The 18,663-nt window shown below is 43.7% G+C and carries 17 protein-coding genes and 1 other RNA gene; 11 read left to right on the top strand and 7 right to left on the bottom strand.

Features of this window, described 5'->3' with window-relative positions; all coding sequences use genetic code 11:
* Window positions 1-213: 213 nt before the first annotated feature.
* The 3 genes from ACED42_RS15940 to smpB all read right to left on the bottom strand — a co-directional run bounded on the left by ACED42_RS15940 (window position 214) and on the right by smpB (window position 2,550).
* Complete coding sequence (locus ACED42_RS15940) at window positions 214-1,446, bottom strand: integrase domain-containing protein (RefSeq protein WP_371703291.1); 1,233 nt, start codon at window positions 1,444-1,446, stop codon at window positions 214-216.
* Between the two features lie 185 nt (window positions 1,447-1,631).
* Window positions 1,632-1,998, bottom strand: a transfer-messenger RNA (tmRNA) gene (gene ssrA, locus ACED42_RS15935).
* A 66-nt stretch (window positions 1,999-2,064) separates the two neighbouring features.
* A complete protein-coding gene (gene smpB, locus ACED42_RS15930; RefSeq protein WP_004735156.1) occupies window positions 2,065-2,550 on the bottom strand; it encodes an SsrA-binding protein SmpB in 486 nt (161 codons plus the stop codon).
* Window positions 2,551-2,669: 119 nt separating this feature from the next.
* Between smpB and ACED42_RS15925 the strand changes: the two genes are divergently transcribed.
* Entirely contained in the window at window positions 2,670-3,098 is a 429-nt protein-coding gene (locus ACED42_RS15925) for an SRPBCC family protein (protein WP_004735157.1), read from the top strand.
* A gap of 3 nt (window positions 3,099-3,101) precedes the next feature.
* Window positions 3,102-3,413 (top strand): RnfH family protein, encoded by a 312-nt coding sequence (locus ACED42_RS15920; protein WP_004735158.1) that lies wholly within the window; start codon window positions 3,102-3,104, stop codon window positions 3,411-3,413.
* Between the two features lie 221 nt (window positions 3,414-3,634).
* Here the strand turns inward: ACED42_RS15920 and bamE are convergent, their stop codons facing one another.
* The 3 genes from bamE to nadK form a co-directional block, all read right to left on the bottom strand.
* Window positions 3,635-3,994, bottom strand: a complete 360-nt coding sequence (gene bamE, locus ACED42_RS15915; protein ID WP_009848326.1) for an outer membrane protein assembly factor BamE — start codon at window positions 3,992-3,994, stop codon at window positions 3,635-3,637.
* Between the two features lie 167 nt (window positions 3,995-4,161).
* Entirely contained in the window at window positions 4,162-5,826 is a 1,665-nt protein-coding gene (recN, locus tag ACED42_RS15910) for a DNA repair protein RecN (RefSeq protein ID WP_371703289.1), read from the bottom strand.
* Between the two features lie 293 nt (window positions 5,827-6,119).
* Window positions 6,120-7,004 (bottom strand): NAD(+) kinase, encoded by an 885-nt coding sequence (gene nadK / locus ACED42_RS15905; protein ID WP_009848328.1) that lies wholly within the window; start codon window positions 7,002-7,004, stop codon window positions 6,120-6,122.
* A gap of 143 nt (window positions 7,005-7,147) precedes the next feature.
* Between nadK and grpE the strand changes: the two genes are divergently transcribed.
* The 4 genes from grpE (at window position 7,148) to dnaJ (ending at window position 13,077) form a co-directional block, all read left to right on the top strand.
* Window positions 7,148-7,729, top strand: a complete 582-nt coding sequence (grpE, locus tag ACED42_RS15900; RefSeq protein WP_009848329.1) for a nucleotide exchange factor GrpE — start codon at window positions 7,148-7,150, stop codon at window positions 7,727-7,729.
* 387 nt (window positions 7,730-8,116) lie between these two features.
* Window positions 8,117-9,391 (top strand): dicarboxylate/amino acid:cation symporter, encoded by a 1,275-nt coding sequence (locus ACED42_RS15895; RefSeq protein WP_009848330.1) that lies wholly within the window; start codon window positions 8,117-8,119, stop codon window positions 9,389-9,391.
* 339 nt (window positions 9,392-9,730) lie between these two features.
* Window positions 9,731-11,644 carry a molecular chaperone DnaK gene (gene dnaK, locus ACED42_RS15890; RefSeq protein WP_009848331.1) on the top strand — a complete coding sequence of 638 codons (1,914 nt, stop codon included), beginning with the start codon at window positions 9,731-9,733 and terminating at the stop codon, window positions 11,642-11,644.
* A gap of 287 nt (window positions 11,645-11,931) precedes the next feature.
* Window positions 11,932-13,077: a molecular chaperone DnaJ gene (dnaJ, locus tag ACED42_RS15885; RefSeq protein ID WP_017100070.1), complete on the top strand. Its 1,146-nt coding sequence runs from the start codon at window positions 11,932-11,934 to the stop codon at window positions 13,075-13,077.
* Between the two features lie 216 nt (window positions 13,078-13,293).
* On the opposite strand, the gene ACED42_RS15880 is transcribed toward dnaJ, so the two are convergent.
* Complete coding sequence (locus ACED42_RS15880) at window positions 13,294-13,776, bottom strand: type IV pilin protein (protein WP_009848333.1); 483 nt, start codon at window positions 13,774-13,776, stop codon at window positions 13,294-13,296.
* A gap of 51 nt (window positions 13,777-13,827) precedes the next feature.
* Between ACED42_RS15880 and ACED42_RS15875 the strand changes: the two genes are divergently transcribed.
* The 5 genes from ACED42_RS15875 (at window position 13,828) to ACED42_RS15855 (ending at window position 18,553) form a co-directional block, all read left to right on the top strand.
* Window positions 13,828-14,334 (top strand): GspH/FimT family pseudopilin, encoded by a 507-nt coding sequence (locus ACED42_RS15875; protein WP_017098042.1) that lies wholly within the window; start codon window positions 13,828-13,830, stop codon window positions 14,332-14,334.
* Window positions 14,315-14,947 (top strand): PilW family protein, encoded by a 633-nt coding sequence (locus tag ACED42_RS15870; RefSeq protein ID WP_371703287.1) that lies wholly within the window; start codon window positions 14,315-14,317, stop codon window positions 14,945-14,947. The genes ACED42_RS15875 and ACED42_RS15870 overlap by 20 nt, the downstream gene beginning before the upstream one ends.
* Window positions 14,944-16,254, top strand: coding sequence for a hypothetical protein (locus ACED42_RS15865; RefSeq protein WP_017098040.1), 1,311 nt, complete (start codon window positions 14,944-14,946; stop codon window positions 16,252-16,254). Before ACED42_RS15870 ends, ACED42_RS15865 begins: the two co-directional genes overlap by 4 nt.
* A complete protein-coding gene (locus tag ACED42_RS15860; RefSeq protein ID WP_371703286.1) occupies window positions 16,244-16,693 on the top strand; it encodes a prepilin-type N-terminal cleavage/methylation domain-containing protein in 450 nt (149 codons plus the stop codon). Before ACED42_RS15865 ends, ACED42_RS15860 begins: the two co-directional genes overlap by 11 nt.
* Window positions 16,694-16,990: 297 nt before the next feature.
* The gene (locus ACED42_RS15855) at window positions 16,991-18,553 is read left to right on the top strand and encodes an AbgT family transporter (RefSeq protein WP_012603342.1); all 1,563 of its coding nucleotides are present in this window, start codon (window positions 16,991-16,993) and stop codon (window positions 18,551-18,553) included.
* Window positions 18,554-18,663: the final 110 nt, after the last annotated feature.

Below are 18,663 nucleotides of genomic sequence, written 5' to 3'. Positions count from 1 at the left end.
TTAAATGAGCGATAAAAAAGTATGTAATAAGTTGCTATCGATAAAGTAGCAAACTTCAGGTTTAATTTAGTTTCACTTTCTCCTTTTAAGTCAGTCTGTTGATACAGAGTGAGTCTCTGAACTACGCAGAGAGACTAGATCGAATATCTTAAGTCTGTAAAGAAAAGCCATGAAAATTACATGGCTATTGTGATTTGTGTCACGTAGTGGTGTTCAGTCACCCAATATAGGTTTTGCGATAGTATTAGCACTTTTGGCTGCATCATGGATGAAATTACTCCACCATTCCATGATCTTCCTTCTCTCTTCCAGGTATTGTGCGTTGTTGTAGATATCTCGGATCGTATTTTTATCAACATGTGCTAAAGATAGTTCGATTGCATCACGATTAAACCCTTGCTCATTAAGGGCAGTGCTGCCTATGGATCGCATACCGTGACTGACTAATTTTCCCGTCATTCCAGCACGTTTTAAAGCTGTATTAACGCTTTGGGTGTTAATGTGTCCGCTTTTGCTTGTATCACTGGCAAAGATATATCGTTTGCCTTTGGTAATTGGTTCCATGAACTTAAGGAGCTGTATGCTTGCGTCAGACAGTGGAATCTTATGAACCCTGCGGCTCTTCATTTTTTGCTCAGGGATGATCCAGAGCCTACTTTCGAAGTCAATTTCGTGCCACTGAGCTTGAGCACTTTCTGATGGCCTAGTTAATGTATGGAGCTGAAATTCAAAGGCGCATCTGGTTACCATTTTGATGTTTGCATTTGACATTGCATTCATCAGTAAAGGTAGCTCGTCGGGAGTAAGTGTTTTCATGTGTTCAACGCTGGGTTTCTTGAACGCTTCTCTAATTCCTTGTATTGGGTTCGAATGTATAAAGCCACTATTGACGGCGAAGGCCATAACATCGTTTAAACGTTGGCAGACTCGCTTTACTGTTTCGAGAGAGCCTTTTTGTTCTATAGGTCGTAGCTGTTTGATGACAGTTGGAGCAAGTAGGTCACGAATCGGCAACTGACCGAGATTCGGAAATATGTGTAGCTCTAGAGAGCGCCATATATCTTGTGCGTAACCTGGTGTAATGGAGTGACTTTTAACGTCAAACCATTCTTTAGCGACATGGCGCAGTGTTGTTTCGACCGCTAATTGTTCCGCTGCTGCTTGATTTTTTCGATGAGTCTGAGGGTCTATTTTTTCAGCAACGAGCTGGCGGAACTCTCTTGTTTTCTCTCGTGCTGACGCTAGAGTGATATCGGGATAGATGCCAAGACCGATATTCTTTCGTTTCTTGGTTACAGGGTGTATGTAGTTAAATATCCAGGATTTTGTGCCATTCGGTTTGATACGCAAAAATAAGCCATTACCATCGCCAAGACTATACTCTTTGTCCTTGGGCTTTGCTTTACTTACTTGGGTGGCTGATAACGGTTTGATTATTCGGGCCATTTCTATCTCTTCCTTGCTTAATGTAACACTAGGTATGGTGCTTTAATCAGCGTGTTACATTGAATGTTACTTCATGGAAGAGATTAGATGAAATTCAGTGAGACGCCTTGATACTGATCAATTAAGACTTTTCAAGGGTTTAAAACCAAAAACGGGACGTCCTGAGACGTCCCGATACACGTGTTTGGTGGAGCTGGCGGGAGTTGAACCCGCGTCCAAAAATCATTCATCATTGGTACTACATGCTTAGTCGATCTTTAATTTCACCAGCAACCTGCGAACCGACACGCTAGTTAAAGGCTAACCTGAATTGTTATTCGCGCTTTTCCTCTCAGGTGGGAGAATCCGCGCTAGCTAGTTTGGGTTTGATCTCTTATTGGTCCCCGTCTTACGAGCGGAAGCTAGGGTAAGAGAGCTCTGAGCAGGTTATTAAGCTGCTAGTGCGTAGTTTTCGTCGTTTGCGACTATTTTTTTGCGGCTTTTAACGTGGCCAACCGCCCCACGGCATGCACCTCAGACTTCAAAATTCCTGTCGAATCCTAAATCAGCCCCAAGTGTTATTTGCATAGTACCAGAAAAGCTTTGCCTGTCTAGCACTGTGCGTTTAAGTGCTTAAAATTAACGCAAATTACTCTTCATAATTCGTGCTTTATCTCTCGCCCAATCTTTTTCTTTCATATCAGTACGTTTATCGTGCAGCTTTTTACCTTTCGCTACGCCAACTTTAATCTTCGCCCAAGAGCGAGACCAGTAAAGCGCGGTTGCGACAAGTGTCATGCCTTCACGGTTAATACGACCGATAAGGTTGTCGAGTTCTTTTCTCGACATTAGTAGTTTACGGATGCGTGTTGGGTTCGCCACGATATGAGTACTCGCTTGAGTGAGCGGAGTGATCGTCATACCACTGATGAATGCTTCGCCGTCTCTGATGTAGACGTAGCTTTCTGCGATATTGGTTTTGCCTTCACGTAGGGATTTTACTTCCCAGCCTTGTAGCTCAAGCCCCGCTTCTATCTCATCATCGATGAAATATTCGTGGCGAGCTTTCTTATTAAGCGCAATGGTATTGCTACCGGCTTTTGATTTTGATTTATTCTTTGCCATAATGGCCTCATTATACGGATTGCACCCTAGTTGGGGAATCCTTTTTATTTGCGCTCTGGCCCAATACAATTAAAATTGCAGTTTGTGTTAATGTAACGCTGTCTTTAACAGGAGTCTATATGCCAAAGGTTACTCGTTCAGCATTAGTGTCGTTTAGTGCCGACCAGATGTTCAGCTTGGTCAATGATGTTGCTCGTTATCACGAGTTTTTGCCAGGGTGTTCTGGTTCACGTGTGATCGAATCTTCAGATTCAACTATGGTGGCTTCGGTTGATGTCTCTAAAGCGGGTATCAGTAAAACATTTACCACATCGAACCGCTTAGCGGATGGCGCTGAGATCTTGATGGAGCTGGTGGACGGCCCGTTTAAAAAGCTACAGGGCGGTTGGTATTTTACTCCGCTCGATGAGCAAGCGTGTAAGGTTGAGCTTAAGTTAGAGTTTGAATTCTCTAGCCGAATGATTGAAATGGCATTTGGTAAGGTTTTCAATGAGCTGACGAGTAATATGGTCAGTGCTTTTACTCAACGCGCGAAACAGGTTTACTAAGCCATGACTATTGAATCAGATATGATCCACGTAGAGGTTGTGTTCGCGCTTCCGCACGAGCAGCGTGTGTTTACCTTGGTAGTGAACAAGAACGCGACCGTTGAAGAGATCATCGCACAGTCTGGTGTTTTGGAACTGTATCCAGAAATCGACTTAGCGAAAAACAAGGTTGGCGTATTCAGCCGTAACGTTAAGCTAGATGCGACAGTTCGAGATAAAGACCGTATCGAAATCTACCGAGCACTGTTGGCCGATCCAAAAGAGATTCGCCGTAAGCGTGCTGAGCAAGCAAAAGCAGCAGCTGCTAAATCGTAATGCCAAACAAGTTTGACTAAGAAGAGAGCTCGCGATATTGGCGAGCTTTTTTGTGCCTGTTGGTTAGACAACGCAGATAATTTGTTAGCAGATATTAAAAAGCCTACTCGTGTGAAGTGAGCAGGCTTTTGCGATTCTTGCTTTGTCGACCTATAGCTTTGTCGACTGATAGCTTTATCGGCTAAGAGCTTTGTTGACTGGAAAGCTTTGTTAGTTGAAAGCTAGCGAAGGCTTTCGAAGAACTCATCACTGGCTTCAAAGTCACCATTGATCGTTACTAGAGTGCCTGTGGCATCAAAGTTCACGACAAGGTTTTTCTGGATAGGGTCGTTATGGCCTTTTTGGTGGTGGTAAATGTAGTACCACGTATCTGGATAGCCATTTTCGATAAGCATAGGTGAGCCCATAACGTAACGAACTTGTGTTTTTGTCATGCCAAACTTGAGCTGATCGACAGCTTCTTGTTCAACATAGTTACCCTGATTGATGTCAATTCGATAAACCAACTTCTCTAGTAGAGAGCAACCGGTCAACATTGTTAGTGCAAGTGGAACTGCAACTAACCACTTTTTAATTCGCATAGTTTGAGATCTTTCTTCGCTAAAATACTGCCTGATAATAAACAAGCTCCAGCAAGAAGTAAAAAGCTCCTTGCGCTTTGAGCTTGTTATGACTGGCAATTTTGAATTAAGTTGCAAAATTGCCAAGAATTTTCGGTAAATTATCAGAAAGTTGCCGAATATGTAACCTAAGCTGCGATTAATAACTCTTTTGCATTGGCAAGTGTCGATTCGGTAATTTGGCTGCCACCAAGCAGTCGAGCAAGCTCTGAAACGCGTTGTTGTTCATCAAGCGTGTGCATTTGAGTCTCGGTTTTACCTGATTTCGTGTTCTTCGCAACAAACAGCTGTTGGTGACCGCAACCGGCAACTTGAGGTAAATGCGTCACACACATCACTTGCGTAGATTCGCCCAGTTTTCGAAGCATTTTTCCGACAACCGCAGCGGTTGGTCCACTGATACCCACATCGACTTCATCGAAAATCAGGCTTGGTGTATCCACTTTTTGCGCTGTGATCACCTGAATCGCTAGTGAGATTCGTGATAACTCGCCACCAGAAGCCACTTTAGCAATGGGCTGCATTGGTTGGCCAGGGTTGGTCGAAACAATGAAGGTCACGTTATCCATACCTAATGGAGAAGGGTGTGTGTTGGTGTTGTTTACTTCAATGGCAAACTGCGCTTTTTCCATGCTCAGTTCATGCATGCTTTGCGTGATCAGCTTGTTGAGTTCTTTTGCGTAACGAGTTCGAGATTTATGAAGCTTCTCTGATTTAGCCACGAACGATTGGTATTGGTTTTCTACTTCGTTTGCTAATTCTTCCAACTTGTCATCAGAGCAATCAAGCGCTTCAACTTGTTGTAATAAGTCTTGATGATGCTTATAGAGCTCTTCTGGCAACACGTGATGTTTACGAGACATCGACATTACTTTTGAGAAGCGCTCTTCAACGTAAGCCATACGACCGGGATCAACATCAATGCTGTCTAGGTATGTTCTTAACTCGTTGTTGGTTTCTTCAATCTGAATAATGGCTTCAGACAATAAGTTTGGTAACTCAGCCAATCTTTCATCTAGCTCCGCTAACTGAATTAAGGAGTTATTGGCCGATTGCAGAATACCAAGCGCATTAACTTCTTCACCTTCATAAATAAGCTCGATAGCTTGTTGGCAGGTTGTGGCCAGTTCTCCGCTATTGGAGAGGCGCTTATGCTCTTGTTCGAGGTCTTCATATTCTTCCTCCCCAATAGACAGCTCATTTAACTCTTTGATTTGGTATTCAAGAAGTTGTTTTTGAGCTTGGTTTTGCTGGCTATTTTCACGTAACTCTTTCAAGTGGTTATCGGCTTGTCGCCAGGCTTGGTAAGCATTACGTGTCGATTTCAATAGGTTCAAGTGACCTGCGTATTGATCAAGCATGGCCATTTGGTAATCGCTTTTCATCAACTGATGGTGCGCGTGTTGACCATGAATGTTGATCAACAGCTGTCCAAGCGATTTTAATTGTGAAAGAGGCACGGGACTGCCGTTGATGAATGCGCGAGAACGACCTTCTTTAGAGATGGTTCTGCGTAGGATGCATTCACCGCCATCAAGCAGTTCATTGTCTTCTAACCAGCGGGTAGCATGCAGATTGTTCTCAAGTAAAAAAGCGGCACTGACTTCGGTTTTTTCTTCACCTTGTCGAACCATTCCTGCATCAGATCTTCCTCCAAGACACAAGCCTAAAGCGTCGATAGCGATAGATTTACCCGCACCAGTTTCTCCGGTGATTGTTGTCATGCCTTTAGAGAGTTCTAGCTGTAAAGACTTAACAATAGCGAAATTATTAACACTTAGATGAGCCAGCATTTTTATTTACCTGTATAACTGAACAATACTGTATATAAGCTCAGTATATACTGTTTCTTTATACAGTAAAGTCGACAGGTAAAAATTTTTTGTGACCGATCTCAGAATTGAGCGCGTCCGTAGATCACTGAAACCGCAGTAGATTCCCAATTCAGTTGTTCCTCCCTGTCGGGAGTGGAGGTATAAGGAATTGCAGAGAAGCGAGAGCCTACGGGCTTTCTATGGGCAATAAAAAAGGCTGACGAACGTCGTCAGCCTTTCATAATTCGGTTACTTCTGGCGCTTTTATTCTTTTAGAACAACTTACTCGACCAGCCTAGTTTGTTACGTAGAACATGGTAGTAGTTGTAGTCTTTAGGGTGGATCAGCTTGAGCACATTCGGACTTTGGTAAATGTGGATCTCATCGCCAGGAGAAACTGGTAGCGAGATTTGGCCATCGCAGCTGACTTCCTGTGTACCGCGGTTATCTGGCGATACGATCAGCTTGATACGACGCTTGCCATCCACCACAAGTGGTCGGCTTGAAAGGGTGTGTGGGAACATCGGTACTAATGAAATTGCATTTAAGCTTGATGACAGGATAGGACCACCACCAGAAAGCGAATAGGCGGTTGAACCTGTCGGTGTTGAGACGATCAAGCCATCAGAACGCTGTGAGAAGGCGAAGCTGTCATCGATATACACTTCGAACTCGATCATATGTGCGACTTGACCGGGGTGAAGTACTGCTTCGTTGAGTGCGGCGTTGTGGCTTTTTATTTGGCCATGACGATGAATTTCAGTTTCAAGTAAGAAGCGCTCTTCTTCCATGAATTCACCCTTGAGTACATCAGTAAGCGCACTCTGGAAGTTTTCAGGATTAAGATCGGTAAGGAAACCTAGGTTACCTCGGTTTACGCCAATCACTGAAATATCGAAACGTGACAAGATTCTAGCGGCACCGAGCATATTTCCGTCACCACCCACCACAATGGCGAGATCGGCGCGTTTACCTAATTCAATTAGGCTAGAAAAATGTTCTTGTGGGATATCGTCTAAAATTGTAGCGAGTCTGTCATCCACAAACACTTGATAACCCTCAGTACTTAACCACTGATAGAGCTCTCTATGAGTCTGAATTGCTTGCTGATCTCGAGGTTTACCAATAATGGCGATGACTTCAAATGGCTTTTTCATAACGTTTCCAAACGAATTAGGCTTGAATCAAAATTCTTCATCCCCATAATAAAGGCAAGTTGAACGTCTATGCGAGTGTTTTATATCAATTTGGGGTGCAAACACACCTGTCACTTGCATTGAAAACGAATTCTGGAGAGATCATGAGCAACGAAGAAAACAAAGTAACGGAAGAAGAGCTAGATCAAATCATTGCTGAAGCTGAGAAAGTTGAAGAAGCTGAGCTAAATGAAGAGTCTGTTGATGAGCAAGAAGCAAAAATCGCTCAACTAGAAGCTGCACTACTTTCTAGCGAATCTAAAGTGAAAGAGCAGCAAGATTCTGTTCTTCGCGCAAAAGCTGAAGTTGAAAACATGCGTCGCCGTAGCGAGCAAGAAATTGATAAGGCGCGTAAATTCGCTTTGAACAAGTTTGCTGAAGGTCTACTTCCTGTCATCGACAACCTAGAGCGTGCAATGCAAGCGGCAGATGCTGAAAACGAAGTGGTTAAGCCACTGTTTGAAGGTGTTGAGCTAACGCACAAAACGTTCGTAGACACAGTTGCTAAGTTTGGTCTTAAAGAGATCAACCCTGAAGGTGAAGTGTTCAACCCTGAATTCCACCAAGCGATGTCTATCCAAGAAAGTCCAGATCACGAATCAAACACGGTTATGTTCGTAATGCAAAAAGGTTACGAGTTAAACGGTCGTGTGGTTCGCCCTGCGATGGTTATGGTTGCTAAGTAATGACGTGTTACGCTGCCAAGTGATTGAGTCGCGCATTGACTGAGTAGTCGCGGCGACAAAATAAATCACTGGTTTACGTAAAATGGAAAGAGAGGCATATGCCTCTCTTTTTTTGTGCCTATAACTTGAGACCCCACGTAAATAGTCACCAAAAACGCATTAAGAATGTTGTTCCTTTTATATTACCCAGAACAATGATTTAGAGTTTTATATTATGAAACCAGTTGTTAATGAAGAAATGTTTTGACGTCACACTTGTAATGTTTTTGTAAATAAATGCTTTTAATTGTTATCTTTGTATGTAAAATCCACTGCGATATAGCGATTTAACTCGCATATATAACTATAAAAGTACAAATTTCAAACACAACAAACTGGAGAAGAACGATGGATAAATCGCTCTCAAGTAAGATTTTTGTAGGCTTGTTTGCCGGCCTACTTATTGGTACTGCTATTCAGTACCTATTCAACGGTATTGCAGTATTTGATACTTACCTGCTAGGTCTAGCAGAAGGTGTCGGTGGTATGTTTGTCTCTTTGATCAAACTATTGGTTGTTCCACTGGTATACGTATCTATCGTTTGCGGAATTGTTGAATTGAAAGACATCCGTTCTTTCGGTCGCCTAGGTGGTAAAACTTTTGCTCTTTACATTATCAACACCATCATCGCGATTTCTGCAGCCCTAACTGTTGGCCTTATTTTCCAACCGGGTGCTGGTGCAGATTTAGCCGGAACGATCTCTGAGACAGTTCAACTAACAACAACTGAAACTCCAGATATCTTCTCTCTTGTTGTGAACATCGTTCCTAGCAACCCAGTTCAGGCGTTTGCAAGCGGCGACATGCTACAGATCATCTTCATGGCAATTTTGACTGGTCTTGCTATTCAGGCTCTTGATTCACGTGGCGGTCCAGCGATCAAAACGTTCAAGATGGCTAACGAAATCATGATGAAGCTTATCGGCCTAGTAATGAGCTTGGCGCCATTTGGTGTATTCGCTCTGATGATTCAACTAGGTGCGACACTGAACGCTGAGACACTTATGTCTGTAGCTGGCTATGTAGCGCTTGTTGTTGCGATGCTAGTGTTCTGGATTTTCTTCTTCTACCCAATGATGGTTGGTATCGCGACAGGTATTACGCCTAAGCAATTCCTACGTGCAACTCGTGAGCAAATCCTTTTCTCACTATCGACGGCAAGTTCGAATGCGACTATCCCAGTAACAATGCGCACTCTAACTGAAAAGCTTGGTGTATCAAGATCTGTGGCAGGCTTCGGTGTACCACTGGGTGCGACAATGAACATGTCTGGTGTTTCTATCTACATCGCACTAGCGACAATGTTCGTAGCAAACGCATTCGGTCAACCAATCAACACGGCTGACATCTTTACTCTGGGTCTAACTATCTTGCTACTGTCTATCGGTGCTGGTGGTGTTCCTGGTGGTGGTGTTGTAATGGTAGGTGTTCTATTGCACCAACTAGGTTTACCACCAGAAGGTCTAGCTATCATTGCTGCGGTAGACCGTATCAACGATATGTTCTGTACTTCTTCTAACGTAGTAGGTGATACAGCGGTTAACACTATCGTTGCTAAGTCTGAAGGCGAAATCGGCGTTGAAACAAACGAAGAAGCTGAGCTAAAGAAAGCAGAAGCGTAATCAGAGATTTTCCTCTATAGATGAAATCTAAGTGGAAAGCCTGAATAGACAAACGGAGCCTAAGTGGCTCCGTTTTTTATTGGGTGATAACCCCAGTTACTGGGCTTATGTGAAGGTAATGATATGTATTCGTGTCTAACCATTCCTTTTATCAAAATAAATGTGAAAAAATCCAGTATCCCCCCTTGAAAAGGATTCGTGAGCCCTTATCTATGGTGCATACGAAAGCAAAATACATTTGCATTTAAATTTTGTGTATTAGGGTTGAATCCCTGATTACTACCCCCCACATAGTGGGTATAGCAAAAAACTAAATAGAATTTATTCGGAGAAAGCCTGATGGGTCGAATCATTGGTATTGATTTAGGTACTACTAACTCTTGTGTTGCTGTTCTTGACGGTGACAAACCACGCGTATTAGAAAATGCTGAAGGCGAACGCACAACAGCATCGGTAATCGCATACACTGAAGGCGAGACGCTAGTTGGTCAACCTGCGAAACGTCAAGCTGTTACTAACCCTCAAAACACGCTATACGCGATTAAGCGTCTAATCGGTCGTCGTTTTGAAGATGAAGAAGTTCAACGCGATATCGAAATCATGCCTTTTAACATTGTTAAAGCTGATAACGGTGATGCATGGGTTGAAGCGCAAGGCCAAAAAATGGCTGCTCCTCAAGTATCTGCTGAAGTTCTTAAGAAAATGAAGAAAACAGCTGAAGACTTCCTAGGCGAAGAAGTAACTGGCGCAGTAGTAACTGTTCCTGCTTACTTCAACGATGCTCAACGTCAAGCAACGAAAGATGCTGGCCGTATCGCTGGTCTAGATGTTAAACGTATCATCAACGAACCTACTGCTGCTGCTCTGGCTTACGGCCTAGACAAGCAAGGTGGTGATCGCACTATCGCTGTATACGACCTTGGTGGTGGTACATTCGATATCTCTATCATCGAAATCGACGAAGTAGAAGGCGAGAAGACTTTCGAAGTACTTTCAACTAACGGTGATACTCACCTTGGTGGTGAAGATTTCGATAACCGCATGATCAACTACCTAGTAGATGAGTTCAAGAAAGAGCAAGGTATCGACCTTAAAGCTGATCCACTAGCAATGCAGCGTGTTAAAGAAGCAGCAGAAAAAGCGAAAATCGAGCTTTCTTCTACTACTCAAACTGACGTAAACCTACCTTACGTTACTGCTGATGCGACTGGTCCTAAGCACATGAACATCAAAGTGACTCGCGCGAAGCTTGAGTCTCTAGTTGAAGACCTAGTTCAACGTTCTCTTGAGCCACTAAAAGTTGCTCTAGCAGATGCTGACCTATCTGTAGGCGAAATCACTGACGTTATCCTAGTAGGTGGTCAGACTCGTATGCCTATGGTTCAAGCTAAAGTAACTGAATTCTTCGGTAAAGAGCCACGTAAAGACGTGAACCCTGACGAAGCTGTTGCAATGGGTGCTGCTGTTCAAGGTGGTGTACTAGCTGGTGAAGTTAAAGACGTTCTTCTTCTAGACGTTACTCCTCTATCTTTCGGTATCGAAACGATGGGCGGCGTAATGACTAAGCTTATCGAGAAAAACACAACTATCCCTACTAAAGCGGATCAAGTGTTCTCTACAGCTGAAGACAACCAAAGCGCAGTAACTATCCACGTTCTTCAAGGTGAGCGTAAGCAAGCGACTTACAACAAGTCTCTTGGTCAGTTCAACCTAGAAGGTATCCAACCAGCACCACGTGGCATGCCACAAGTTGAAGTAACATTCGACCTAGATGCTGATGGTATCCTGAACGTATCTGCTAAAGATAAAGCGACAGGTAAAGAGCAGAAGATCACTATCCAAGCATCAGGCGGTTTGTCTGAGGAAGAGATCGAAGCAATGGTTCAAGAAGCAGAAGCTAACAAAGAAGCTGACAAGAAGTTCGAAGAGCTAGTAACTGCACGTAACCAAGCTGATCAAATGATTCACGGCACTAAGAAGCAAGTAGAAGAAGCTGGTGAAGCTCTACCTGCAGACGAGAAAGCTAAAATCGAAGCAGCTATCGAAGCTCTAGAATCAGTTAAGTCTGGTGACGACAAAGAAGCTATCGACGCTAAAGTTCAAGAACTTATGCAAGCAGCTCAAAAGCTAATGGAAATTGCTCAACAGAAAGCTCAAGCTGAACAAGCTGGTGCTGACGCTGGTGAACAACCTAAGCAAGACGACGATGTGGTAGACGCTGAGTTCGAAGAAGTAAAAGAAGACAAAAAATAATTTCGTCGCAGAGTAGCCTGATTTCGTTGTCGGAAGTGCTCACCTACTAGCGTAGGCTCCGCGCTTCCTCCTAGAACTCAAGCTACTTGCTTAGAAATTCATTGTCTCAAAGACTTATTATTGCGGGCGTCAGAGGTAACTCTCACGCCCGTAAATTTGTATTTAGACTTGTCGATCTAGATAATAGCTTTATTCGGCGTTTCAGCCGACAGAACTTTTATCTAGATTGATACACAGACTGCTGAAGTGATCATTCGGCAGTAGCAATTATTTTGGTGACCTAGAACATGTCAAAACGTGATTTTTACGAAGTATTAGGCGTAAGCCGCGATGCATCAGAGCGCGATATTAAAAAAGCGTACAAACGCTTAGCGATGAAATTCCACCCGGACCGTAATCAGGGTGATGAAAGCGCAGCAGACAAATTTAAAGAAGTAAAAGTAGCGTACGAGATCCTAACCGATGCTCAAAAGAAAGCAGCTTACGACCAATACGGCCACGCAGCTTTTGAACAAGGTGGCATGGGTGGCGGCGGTTACGGCGGCGGTGGCCAAGGTGACTTCGGCGATATCTTCGGTGACGTATTTGGCGATATCTTCGGCGGCGGTCGTCGTGGTGGTGGTCAAGCGCGTGCACAACGTGGTTCTGATTTGCGTTACAACATGGAGCTTTCTCTAGAAGAAGCCGTTCGTGGTGTATCTAAAGAGATTGAAGTACCAACACTTGTTGAATGTGACATTTGTGATGGTAGCGGCGCGAAAGCGGGTTCTTCTGCACAAACGTGTGGTACTTGTCATGGCCACGGCCAGGTACAAATGCGCCAAGGTTTCTTTGCGGTTCAACAGACTTGTCCTACTTGTAATGGTAAAGGCAAGATCATCAAAGACCCATGTAACTCATGTCATGGTCAAGGTCGCAAACAGAAGACGAAAACGCTTAACGTTAAGATCCCAGCAGGTGTTGATACTGGTGATCGCATTCGTCTATCTGGCGAAGGCGAAGCAGGGGAGCACGGCGCTCCAGCTGGCGACTTGTACGTACAAGTACACGTAAAAGAGCACAATATCTTTGAGCGTGACGGCAACAACCTTTACTGTGAAGTGCCAGTGAGCTTCTCTATGGCTGCTTTAGGTGGTGAAGTTGAAGTTCCAACACTCGATGGCCGTGTAAACCTTAAAGTGCCAGAAGAGACACAAACGGGCCGTATGTTCCGTATGCGTGGCAAAGGCGTGAAAGGCGTTCGTGGCGGCGGTGTGGGTGACCTAATCGTTAAGCTAGTGGTTGAAACACCGGTTAAGCTAAGCTCTCGTCAAAAAGAACTACTGCGTGAATTTGAAGAAACATGTTGTGGTGAAGCTGCAAGCAAGCACAAGCCAAAATCTGAAGGTTTCTTCAGCGGCGTGAAAAACTTCTTTGATGACCTAACTAAGTAATCAACTGATTAGATAAATAGGTTATTGACACGTTAAGTTGTTGATCTTTAAATTATTGACACTTCAATTTAATGATAAAAGTAGAAAAGCCTGCTCATGTAGCAGGCTTTTTTGTGTCTATAGATTTGTGTTTTTTGATTGGTATAAAAGAAGCTCATAGCAAAAATAATCGAAATTTTTCAGATCACCCCCTAGAGGCTTTAGTGTCTCCTCTTGTTACTTCCAACACGCTTGAGGCTCTGAAACACCTGAGTGATGTAACTCCAGAATATCAGTCGGTGAGTCTAAGCAGTCATCATTTGTCTGTGGTGCGTGTGGTTCAGCTTGAATGGAGTATGAGGTACTGCTAGCCGAAATTGTTAGTGTATACCTGCTTGTATCGGTATCGCAAAACGAGCACGTCCCTCCAGAAACTATGTTTCCAGCAGCCGTGGCATAATTTCCGGCGTAAGCACTCTCAAGTTCAAGTTGGATTTTTGCCATATCTCCTATCGCTGTCATTCGATGCGATTTTAACACATGGCTTGTGTAGCTTGGATAAGCTATTGCACTGAGTACTCCTACAATGGCAACAGCGATCAATAATTCGATCAGTGTCATTCCTTTCATACTTAAATTGTTGTTGTTACATCTTTTTATTCGAATCTTCACGAGTAGTTTCCTTTCATAACCCTGTCCATTTTTCTCGGGTGGTAGCATCGGTGCAAGATTAAACATGCTTACGCACCTGATTACATAGGAATTTGGGAAATGACTCGCGGGTTTACTTTATTAGAGCTGTTAATAACGGTGTCGATACTGTCGATATTGGTAGCGACGGCTGCTCCGAGTTTTAGTTCAGTCACCCAAACAGTCAAGATACAGCGCCTTGCTGGGGAGTTGAATGGTTTCTTAGTACAGGCAAAGTCTGAGTCTGTGAAAAGAAATCAAAAACTCTGGGTACATTTCTCGACGGCTAAAAATGAAGAGCAATCTACGGGGGAGTGGACTGTATGGTTGAAGCCTACGGAAGATCTGTCTGGTGATACATTGCTGATGTTGTCGGGAGAACCGTTTCGAGATTTATCGTTTTCTCATAACTATACAGGCTCAAAAATCAGCTTTGAAAGTGTAAGAGGAAGGCCTGCCAGAGGTACGATTTACTTGGCTCCTAAAAGAGCTTCAACCGACCGGCTTTTGATTAAACTATCTAGCCCTCCGGGGCGAATTAAAGTGTGCGGCGAATCAGGCGCTCAGTATGGTTACTATGCTTGCTAAGGCCCGCAGCAGAAGCTTGCGAAAGCAAAAGGGCGCATCTCTCATTGAACTGATGGTTACCTCCGTTATTGGTGTATTCGCGATTGCTATTATCGGCAGCGTATTTATGACGGGGCACAGAATAGCCAAAGATAAAGGCATTGAGCTATTGCTGCTGCAAAACCTTACGAGCGCGATGCAGGTAATGAAAGAAGATATTCAACGAGCAGGCTACGATGGTTCAAATGGTGAATCCCTGAAGCTATTAGATGCCGTTAATACGATTCATGTTAGCGGTGGTGTTGAGGTGGGGTTCGTCTATTTGAAAGAGGGATCAACTGACGGAAAAAATTACAGGAATATCGTGTATAAAAAGGAGGGGACTCGATTGAAAGTTTGTGAAAAGGGCGTTCTTACTCCAGGGAACATTTTAGCTCATGATCAAGTTACCTCATGCTACTCACTTTTCGACGATAGCATTATTTCCGTCGACGATTTATCAATATCCTCACAAGTGTTGAGCAAAAATGGGGTGAGCACTACGCTCACTGATTTGAATATTGTTGCGTCAATTCCGAGTGCTGGGATCTCTAAAGGCGTCGCTATAACCGTTAAGCAAAGGAATTGGCAATGACCTCGGTAAAGCAGCAAGCTGGAGTAGCTACGTTGTTAATCACATCTGTTTTAGTGTTGAGTGCTTTAATTGTTACTTTGGGCACCTATCGCAGTGTTTTTCATCAAATTAAGGTCGCGCAGAATGAAGTTCAAGTTCGCAAAGCTCATTGGAACGCGGAGGCTGGGTTGGAGTGTGGTTTTACCTATATAGCTGAAAATGATCTCACGGCTATTCCCAATGATTTAATGAATCACTGTCAGCAGTCGAAAGTCCTCACGTTGAAATCAGATAACCTAACACCGAATATATTGGTGTCGAGTGCTCACTATTTATCTCTCAACAAAGAGATAAGTTTTAACAATTCGTCGGGGCTAGGGGCGATGCAAACCAATTCGAGTTTGGAGTTTATTTCTGATCACAATATCGATATTACCCCAGATATTAGTCTTACTGCGGTCGGTGGTATTAACGAATGTGTGTCTGTTCGGTTCTTAGATAGTGTGATCTATAAAAACCAAGGCGGCGGGCGTTTAAAGACAATCACACCTACGGGCGGCCTCCCTCCTTTTCCTACCTTTGAGTCTTGCCAACCGACAACCGATATTAGCCGCAATGCAACCATTGATTCAGTTGGGTCATTGCCTTCAAATGCTTTTCAATCAGATTTCAAATTTGACCCAGCCATCGATACTTTCTCTAATTACTTTGGGGTATCTAAAACGCCAGAAAATATTGACCAGATTAAGCGTGATTATCATGTGATTGACCTCATTGACAGGACTGTATCTCCCCCCAAGCACATTGATTTAGTCAATGGGAAGTATCAAGGTAATAAGTGTAGCCAAGCGATTAATAACGCCTTTACTAGTGGCAAAGATAAGGTGTGGGTGATAGGTGATTGCGTGGTCTATCACCCACCAATTAATGTGGTAGAACCTATCCCCGGTGTTATTACTCCACGTTCATTAGTGATTCAAGATGGCATCGTTGCGAACGGTAATGCAAGTGTGTTTGATGGTTCCTTTTATCACCTAAATGATATGATCATATACGACGAACCAGCCTCACCTGATGTTGATACGGACCTATTGAGCGGCTTATGGGCCAAAGTTCCAAATACGATACCTATCGCCGGCTTAGTGCAGAGCAATTCGGTTTATATTGGATTTGCTTCTTTTTTTCCCAAGGGAGGGATGTTCTTTGATTCAGTAGGCGGGTTATCGACAATTCAAGGTTCGATTAACTTAGATTACACAGGCGAATACAACCCCCATAGTGTTCCTTTGAAAGCCAAATGGAAAAAGGGATCATGGAATGACTTATAAAAATTCAGGTTTTAGCTTGATAGAGGTCCTGATCTCTTTTCTATTGATCGGTATCGCTTCGCTAGGGTTGGTTAAGCTACAGGTCTATGCAGAACAAAAATCGGATTACGCGCTGCACAGTGTAGAAGCGCTTCACTTTGCTGAAAGGCAGATGGAGTATTATCGAACTCGTGTATCGGATGTGGGGGGAGCTGTAGGGTTAATCCTTTTTACGGATCTCAATCAAGCGGACTACTGTCGCAATGCGACAAGTTCGGATCCTTTATCTGGTTTGTCGGGCTCTGGGTATACGATGAGCTGTGAGGTGACAAATGCCAGTGGTGCCTTGTCTCACGCTTTGAAAAACATTACGGTGACTGTTGCATGGCAAGATCGCATGAACCGTGCGCAAAGCATTCGCCTCGAAACTATGCTCTCCAAATACAGTGAATTTGATTGATCTATTAAGCAAACGTTTACTGCATGCCAAGCCCTACGCTTCTCCTTTACTGATAGTTTTCACTCCTCGGACATTGTTTACGTGCCAGTTAAAACTCTGTATATGGAATGGTGTTTTTTGTGTTTTTATATTGTTGCTGTTGTACAGTATTTTTGCAAAATATGTCTCCATTTATGGAAAATGATGTGGAACCTTGTGCTTTTTAACAGCGACTTTAATAGAATATGTGCTGTACCAATAGGCCATGGTCAAAACTTATATTAGGCCTAAACAAACAACATCACATATGGAGTTACAATGAGTAACCAAGCCGTAAAAAAAGCACCATCGACTGAGAAGATCAGTGGTATGGACCGCTTTCTAAACTTCATTGAACGCGCCGGCAACAAAATTCCAGATCCAGCAATTCTGTTCTTCTGGGCTCTAGTTATTGTATGGGTAGCATCTGCACTTTTATCGAATCTTTCATTCGACTTAATCAACCCTCAAACGGGTGCTGCTCTTGAAGTAAACAACCTACTTACTGGTGAAGCGCTTGCTAGCTTCCTAGCGAATATGGTTACCACGTTCACAGGCTTCGCACCGCTAGGCATCGTACTTGTTGCTATGCTAGGTGTTGGCGTTGCTGACTCTTCAGGCTTCATTACGACTGGCCTTAAGAAGATGCTTAACTTCACGCCAGCTAAGTTGCTAACGCCAATGCTAATTCTTGTTGCTATCGTGTCTCACACAGCAGCAGATGCAGGTTACGTTCTAGTAATCCCTCTTGGCGGTATCATCTTCCACGCAGCGGGTCGTCACCCTCTAGCGGGTATTGCAGCAGCGTTTGCTGGTGTATCCGGTGGTTTCTCAGCGAACTTCATTCCTTCAGGTATTGACCCGCTACTCGCAGGTTTCACTCAAACAGCGGCAAACGTTCTTGACCCTGCATACGTGATCAACCCTCTAGCGAACATCTTCTTTACTGGTTTGTCTTCAATTCTAATTGTGGCAATTGGTTGGTACGTTACAGAGAAAATCATCGAGCCTCGTCTTGCTAATACGCCTGTCGATGAAGATGCAGAACAAGCACCTGATCTAGGTACGTTTACAGCCATTGAATCTAAAGCATTCAAATTCGCTGGTTGGGCAATGGTTGCCGGTATTGGTCTGCTTATCGCGGCTCTAATGCCTGAAAACTCAGCACTTCGTTCACCAGAAGGCGAACTAACGGCGTTCTCAGCACCAGTAATGAAGTCTATCGTTCCTCTGATCTTCATCCTGTTTATTATTCCGGGTATCGTCTACGGCCGTGTAGCGGGTACCTTCAAGAATAGTAATGATGTTATCAAAGCAATGTCTGAGACGATGGCAACGATGGGCGCATACATTGTAATGTCGTTCTTCTGTGCTCAGTTCCTATCAGCATTTGCTCAATCAAACATCGGTACTATGCTGGCGCTTTACGGTGCTGAGGGCTTGAAAGCAATGGATCTTCCTGGTGAAGCAACGGTTGTTGGTATGATTCTACTAACGGCTTCAGTTAACCTTCTTGTAGGTTCAGCTTCAGCAAAGTGGGCACTGATTGGTCCTATCTTAGTTCCTATGTTAATGGTTGTAGGTATCTCTCCTGAGCTATCTCAAGCGGCTTACCGTGTAGGTGATTCAGTGTCTAACATCATCTCTCCACTGATGGTGTTCTTCCCACTGGTTGTTGTTTACTGTCAACGTTACGTTAAGTCGACAGGTATCGGTACTCTAGCTTCTCTAATGATGCCATTCTCGATTGCTATGCTAATCGGTTGGTCTATCTTCTTGCTAGGTTACTGGGCTCTTGGTATCCCGCTAGGTATCCAAGCTCCTTACACTTACACAATGTAAGATTGAACTAAGCAAAATTAAGCTTTATTCATTGCTAAGCCCGCACCGAAATGTGCGGGCTTTTTTTTGGTTCATCGCGGATTAGCGGGAACTTAAAACAAAAACGGTAG

The organism is Vibrio sp. FF145 (genome assembly GCF_041439075.1).
GTDB classification, from domain to species: Bacteria; Pseudomonadota; Gammaproteobacteria; order Enterobacterales; family Vibrionaceae; genus Vibrio; species Vibrio tasmaniensis_A.
The sequence above is the reverse complement of the archived record's forward strand: the minus strand, read 5'-3'. Positions and strand labels throughout refer to the sequence as shown.

Coding starts and splice junctions, on each gene's coding strand:
- ACED42_RS15940 (WP_371703291.1), bottom strand. CDS start 1,446: ATGGCCCGAATAATCAAACCGTTATCAGCCACCCAAGTAAGTAAAGCA.
- smpB (WP_004735156.1), bottom strand. CDS start 2,550: ATGGCAAAGAATAAATCAAAATCAAAAGCCGGTAGCAATACCATTGCG.
- ACED42_RS15925 (WP_004735157.1), top strand. CDS start 2,670: ATGCCAAAGGTTACTCGTTCAGCATTAGTGTCGTTTAGTGCCGACCAG.
- ACED42_RS15920 (WP_004735158.1), top strand. CDS start 3,102: ATGACTATTGAATCAGATATGATCCACGTAGAGGTTGTGTTCGCGCTT.
- bamE (WP_009848326.1), bottom strand. CDS start 3,994: ATGCGAATTAAAAAGTGGTTAGTTGCAGTTCCACTTGCACTAACAATG.
- recN (WP_371703289.1), bottom strand. CDS start 5,826: ATGCTGGCTCATCTAAGTGTTAATAATTTCGCTATTGTTAAGTCTTTA.
- nadK (WP_009848328.1), bottom strand. CDS start 7,004: ATGAAAAAGCCATTTGAAGTCATCGCCATTATTGGTAAACCTCGAGAT.
- grpE (WP_009848329.1), top strand. CDS start 7,148: ATGAGCAACGAAGAAAACAAAGTAACGGAAGAAGAGCTAGATCAAATC.
- ACED42_RS15895 (WP_009848330.1), top strand. CDS start 8,117: ATGGATAAATCGCTCTCAAGTAAGATTTTTGTAGGCTTGTTTGCCGGC.
- dnaK (WP_009848331.1), top strand. CDS start 9,731: ATGGGTCGAATCATTGGTATTGATTTAGGTACTACTAACTCTTGTGTT.
- dnaJ (WP_017100070.1), top strand. CDS start 11,932: ATGTCAAAACGTGATTTTTACGAAGTATTAGGCGTAAGCCGCGATGCA.
- ACED42_RS15880 (WP_009848333.1), bottom strand. CDS start 13,776: ATGCTACCACCCGAGAAAAATGGACAGGGTTATGAAAGGAAACTACTC.
- ACED42_RS15875 (WP_017098042.1), top strand. CDS start 13,828: ATGACTCGCGGGTTTACTTTATTAGAGCTGTTAATAACGGTGTCGATA.
- ACED42_RS15870 (WP_371703287.1), top strand. CDS start 14,315: ATGGTTACTATGCTTGCTAAGGCCCGCAGCAGAAGCTTGCGAAAGCAA.
- ACED42_RS15865 (WP_017098040.1), top strand. CDS start 14,944: ATGACCTCGGTAAAGCAGCAAGCTGGAGTAGCTACGTTGTTAATCACA.
- ACED42_RS15860 (WP_371703286.1), top strand. CDS start 16,244: ATGACTTATAAAAATTCAGGTTTTAGCTTGATAGAGGTCCTGATCTCT.
- ACED42_RS15855 (WP_012603342.1), top strand. CDS start 16,991: ATGAGTAACCAAGCCGTAAAAAAAGCACCATCGACTGAGAAGATCAGT.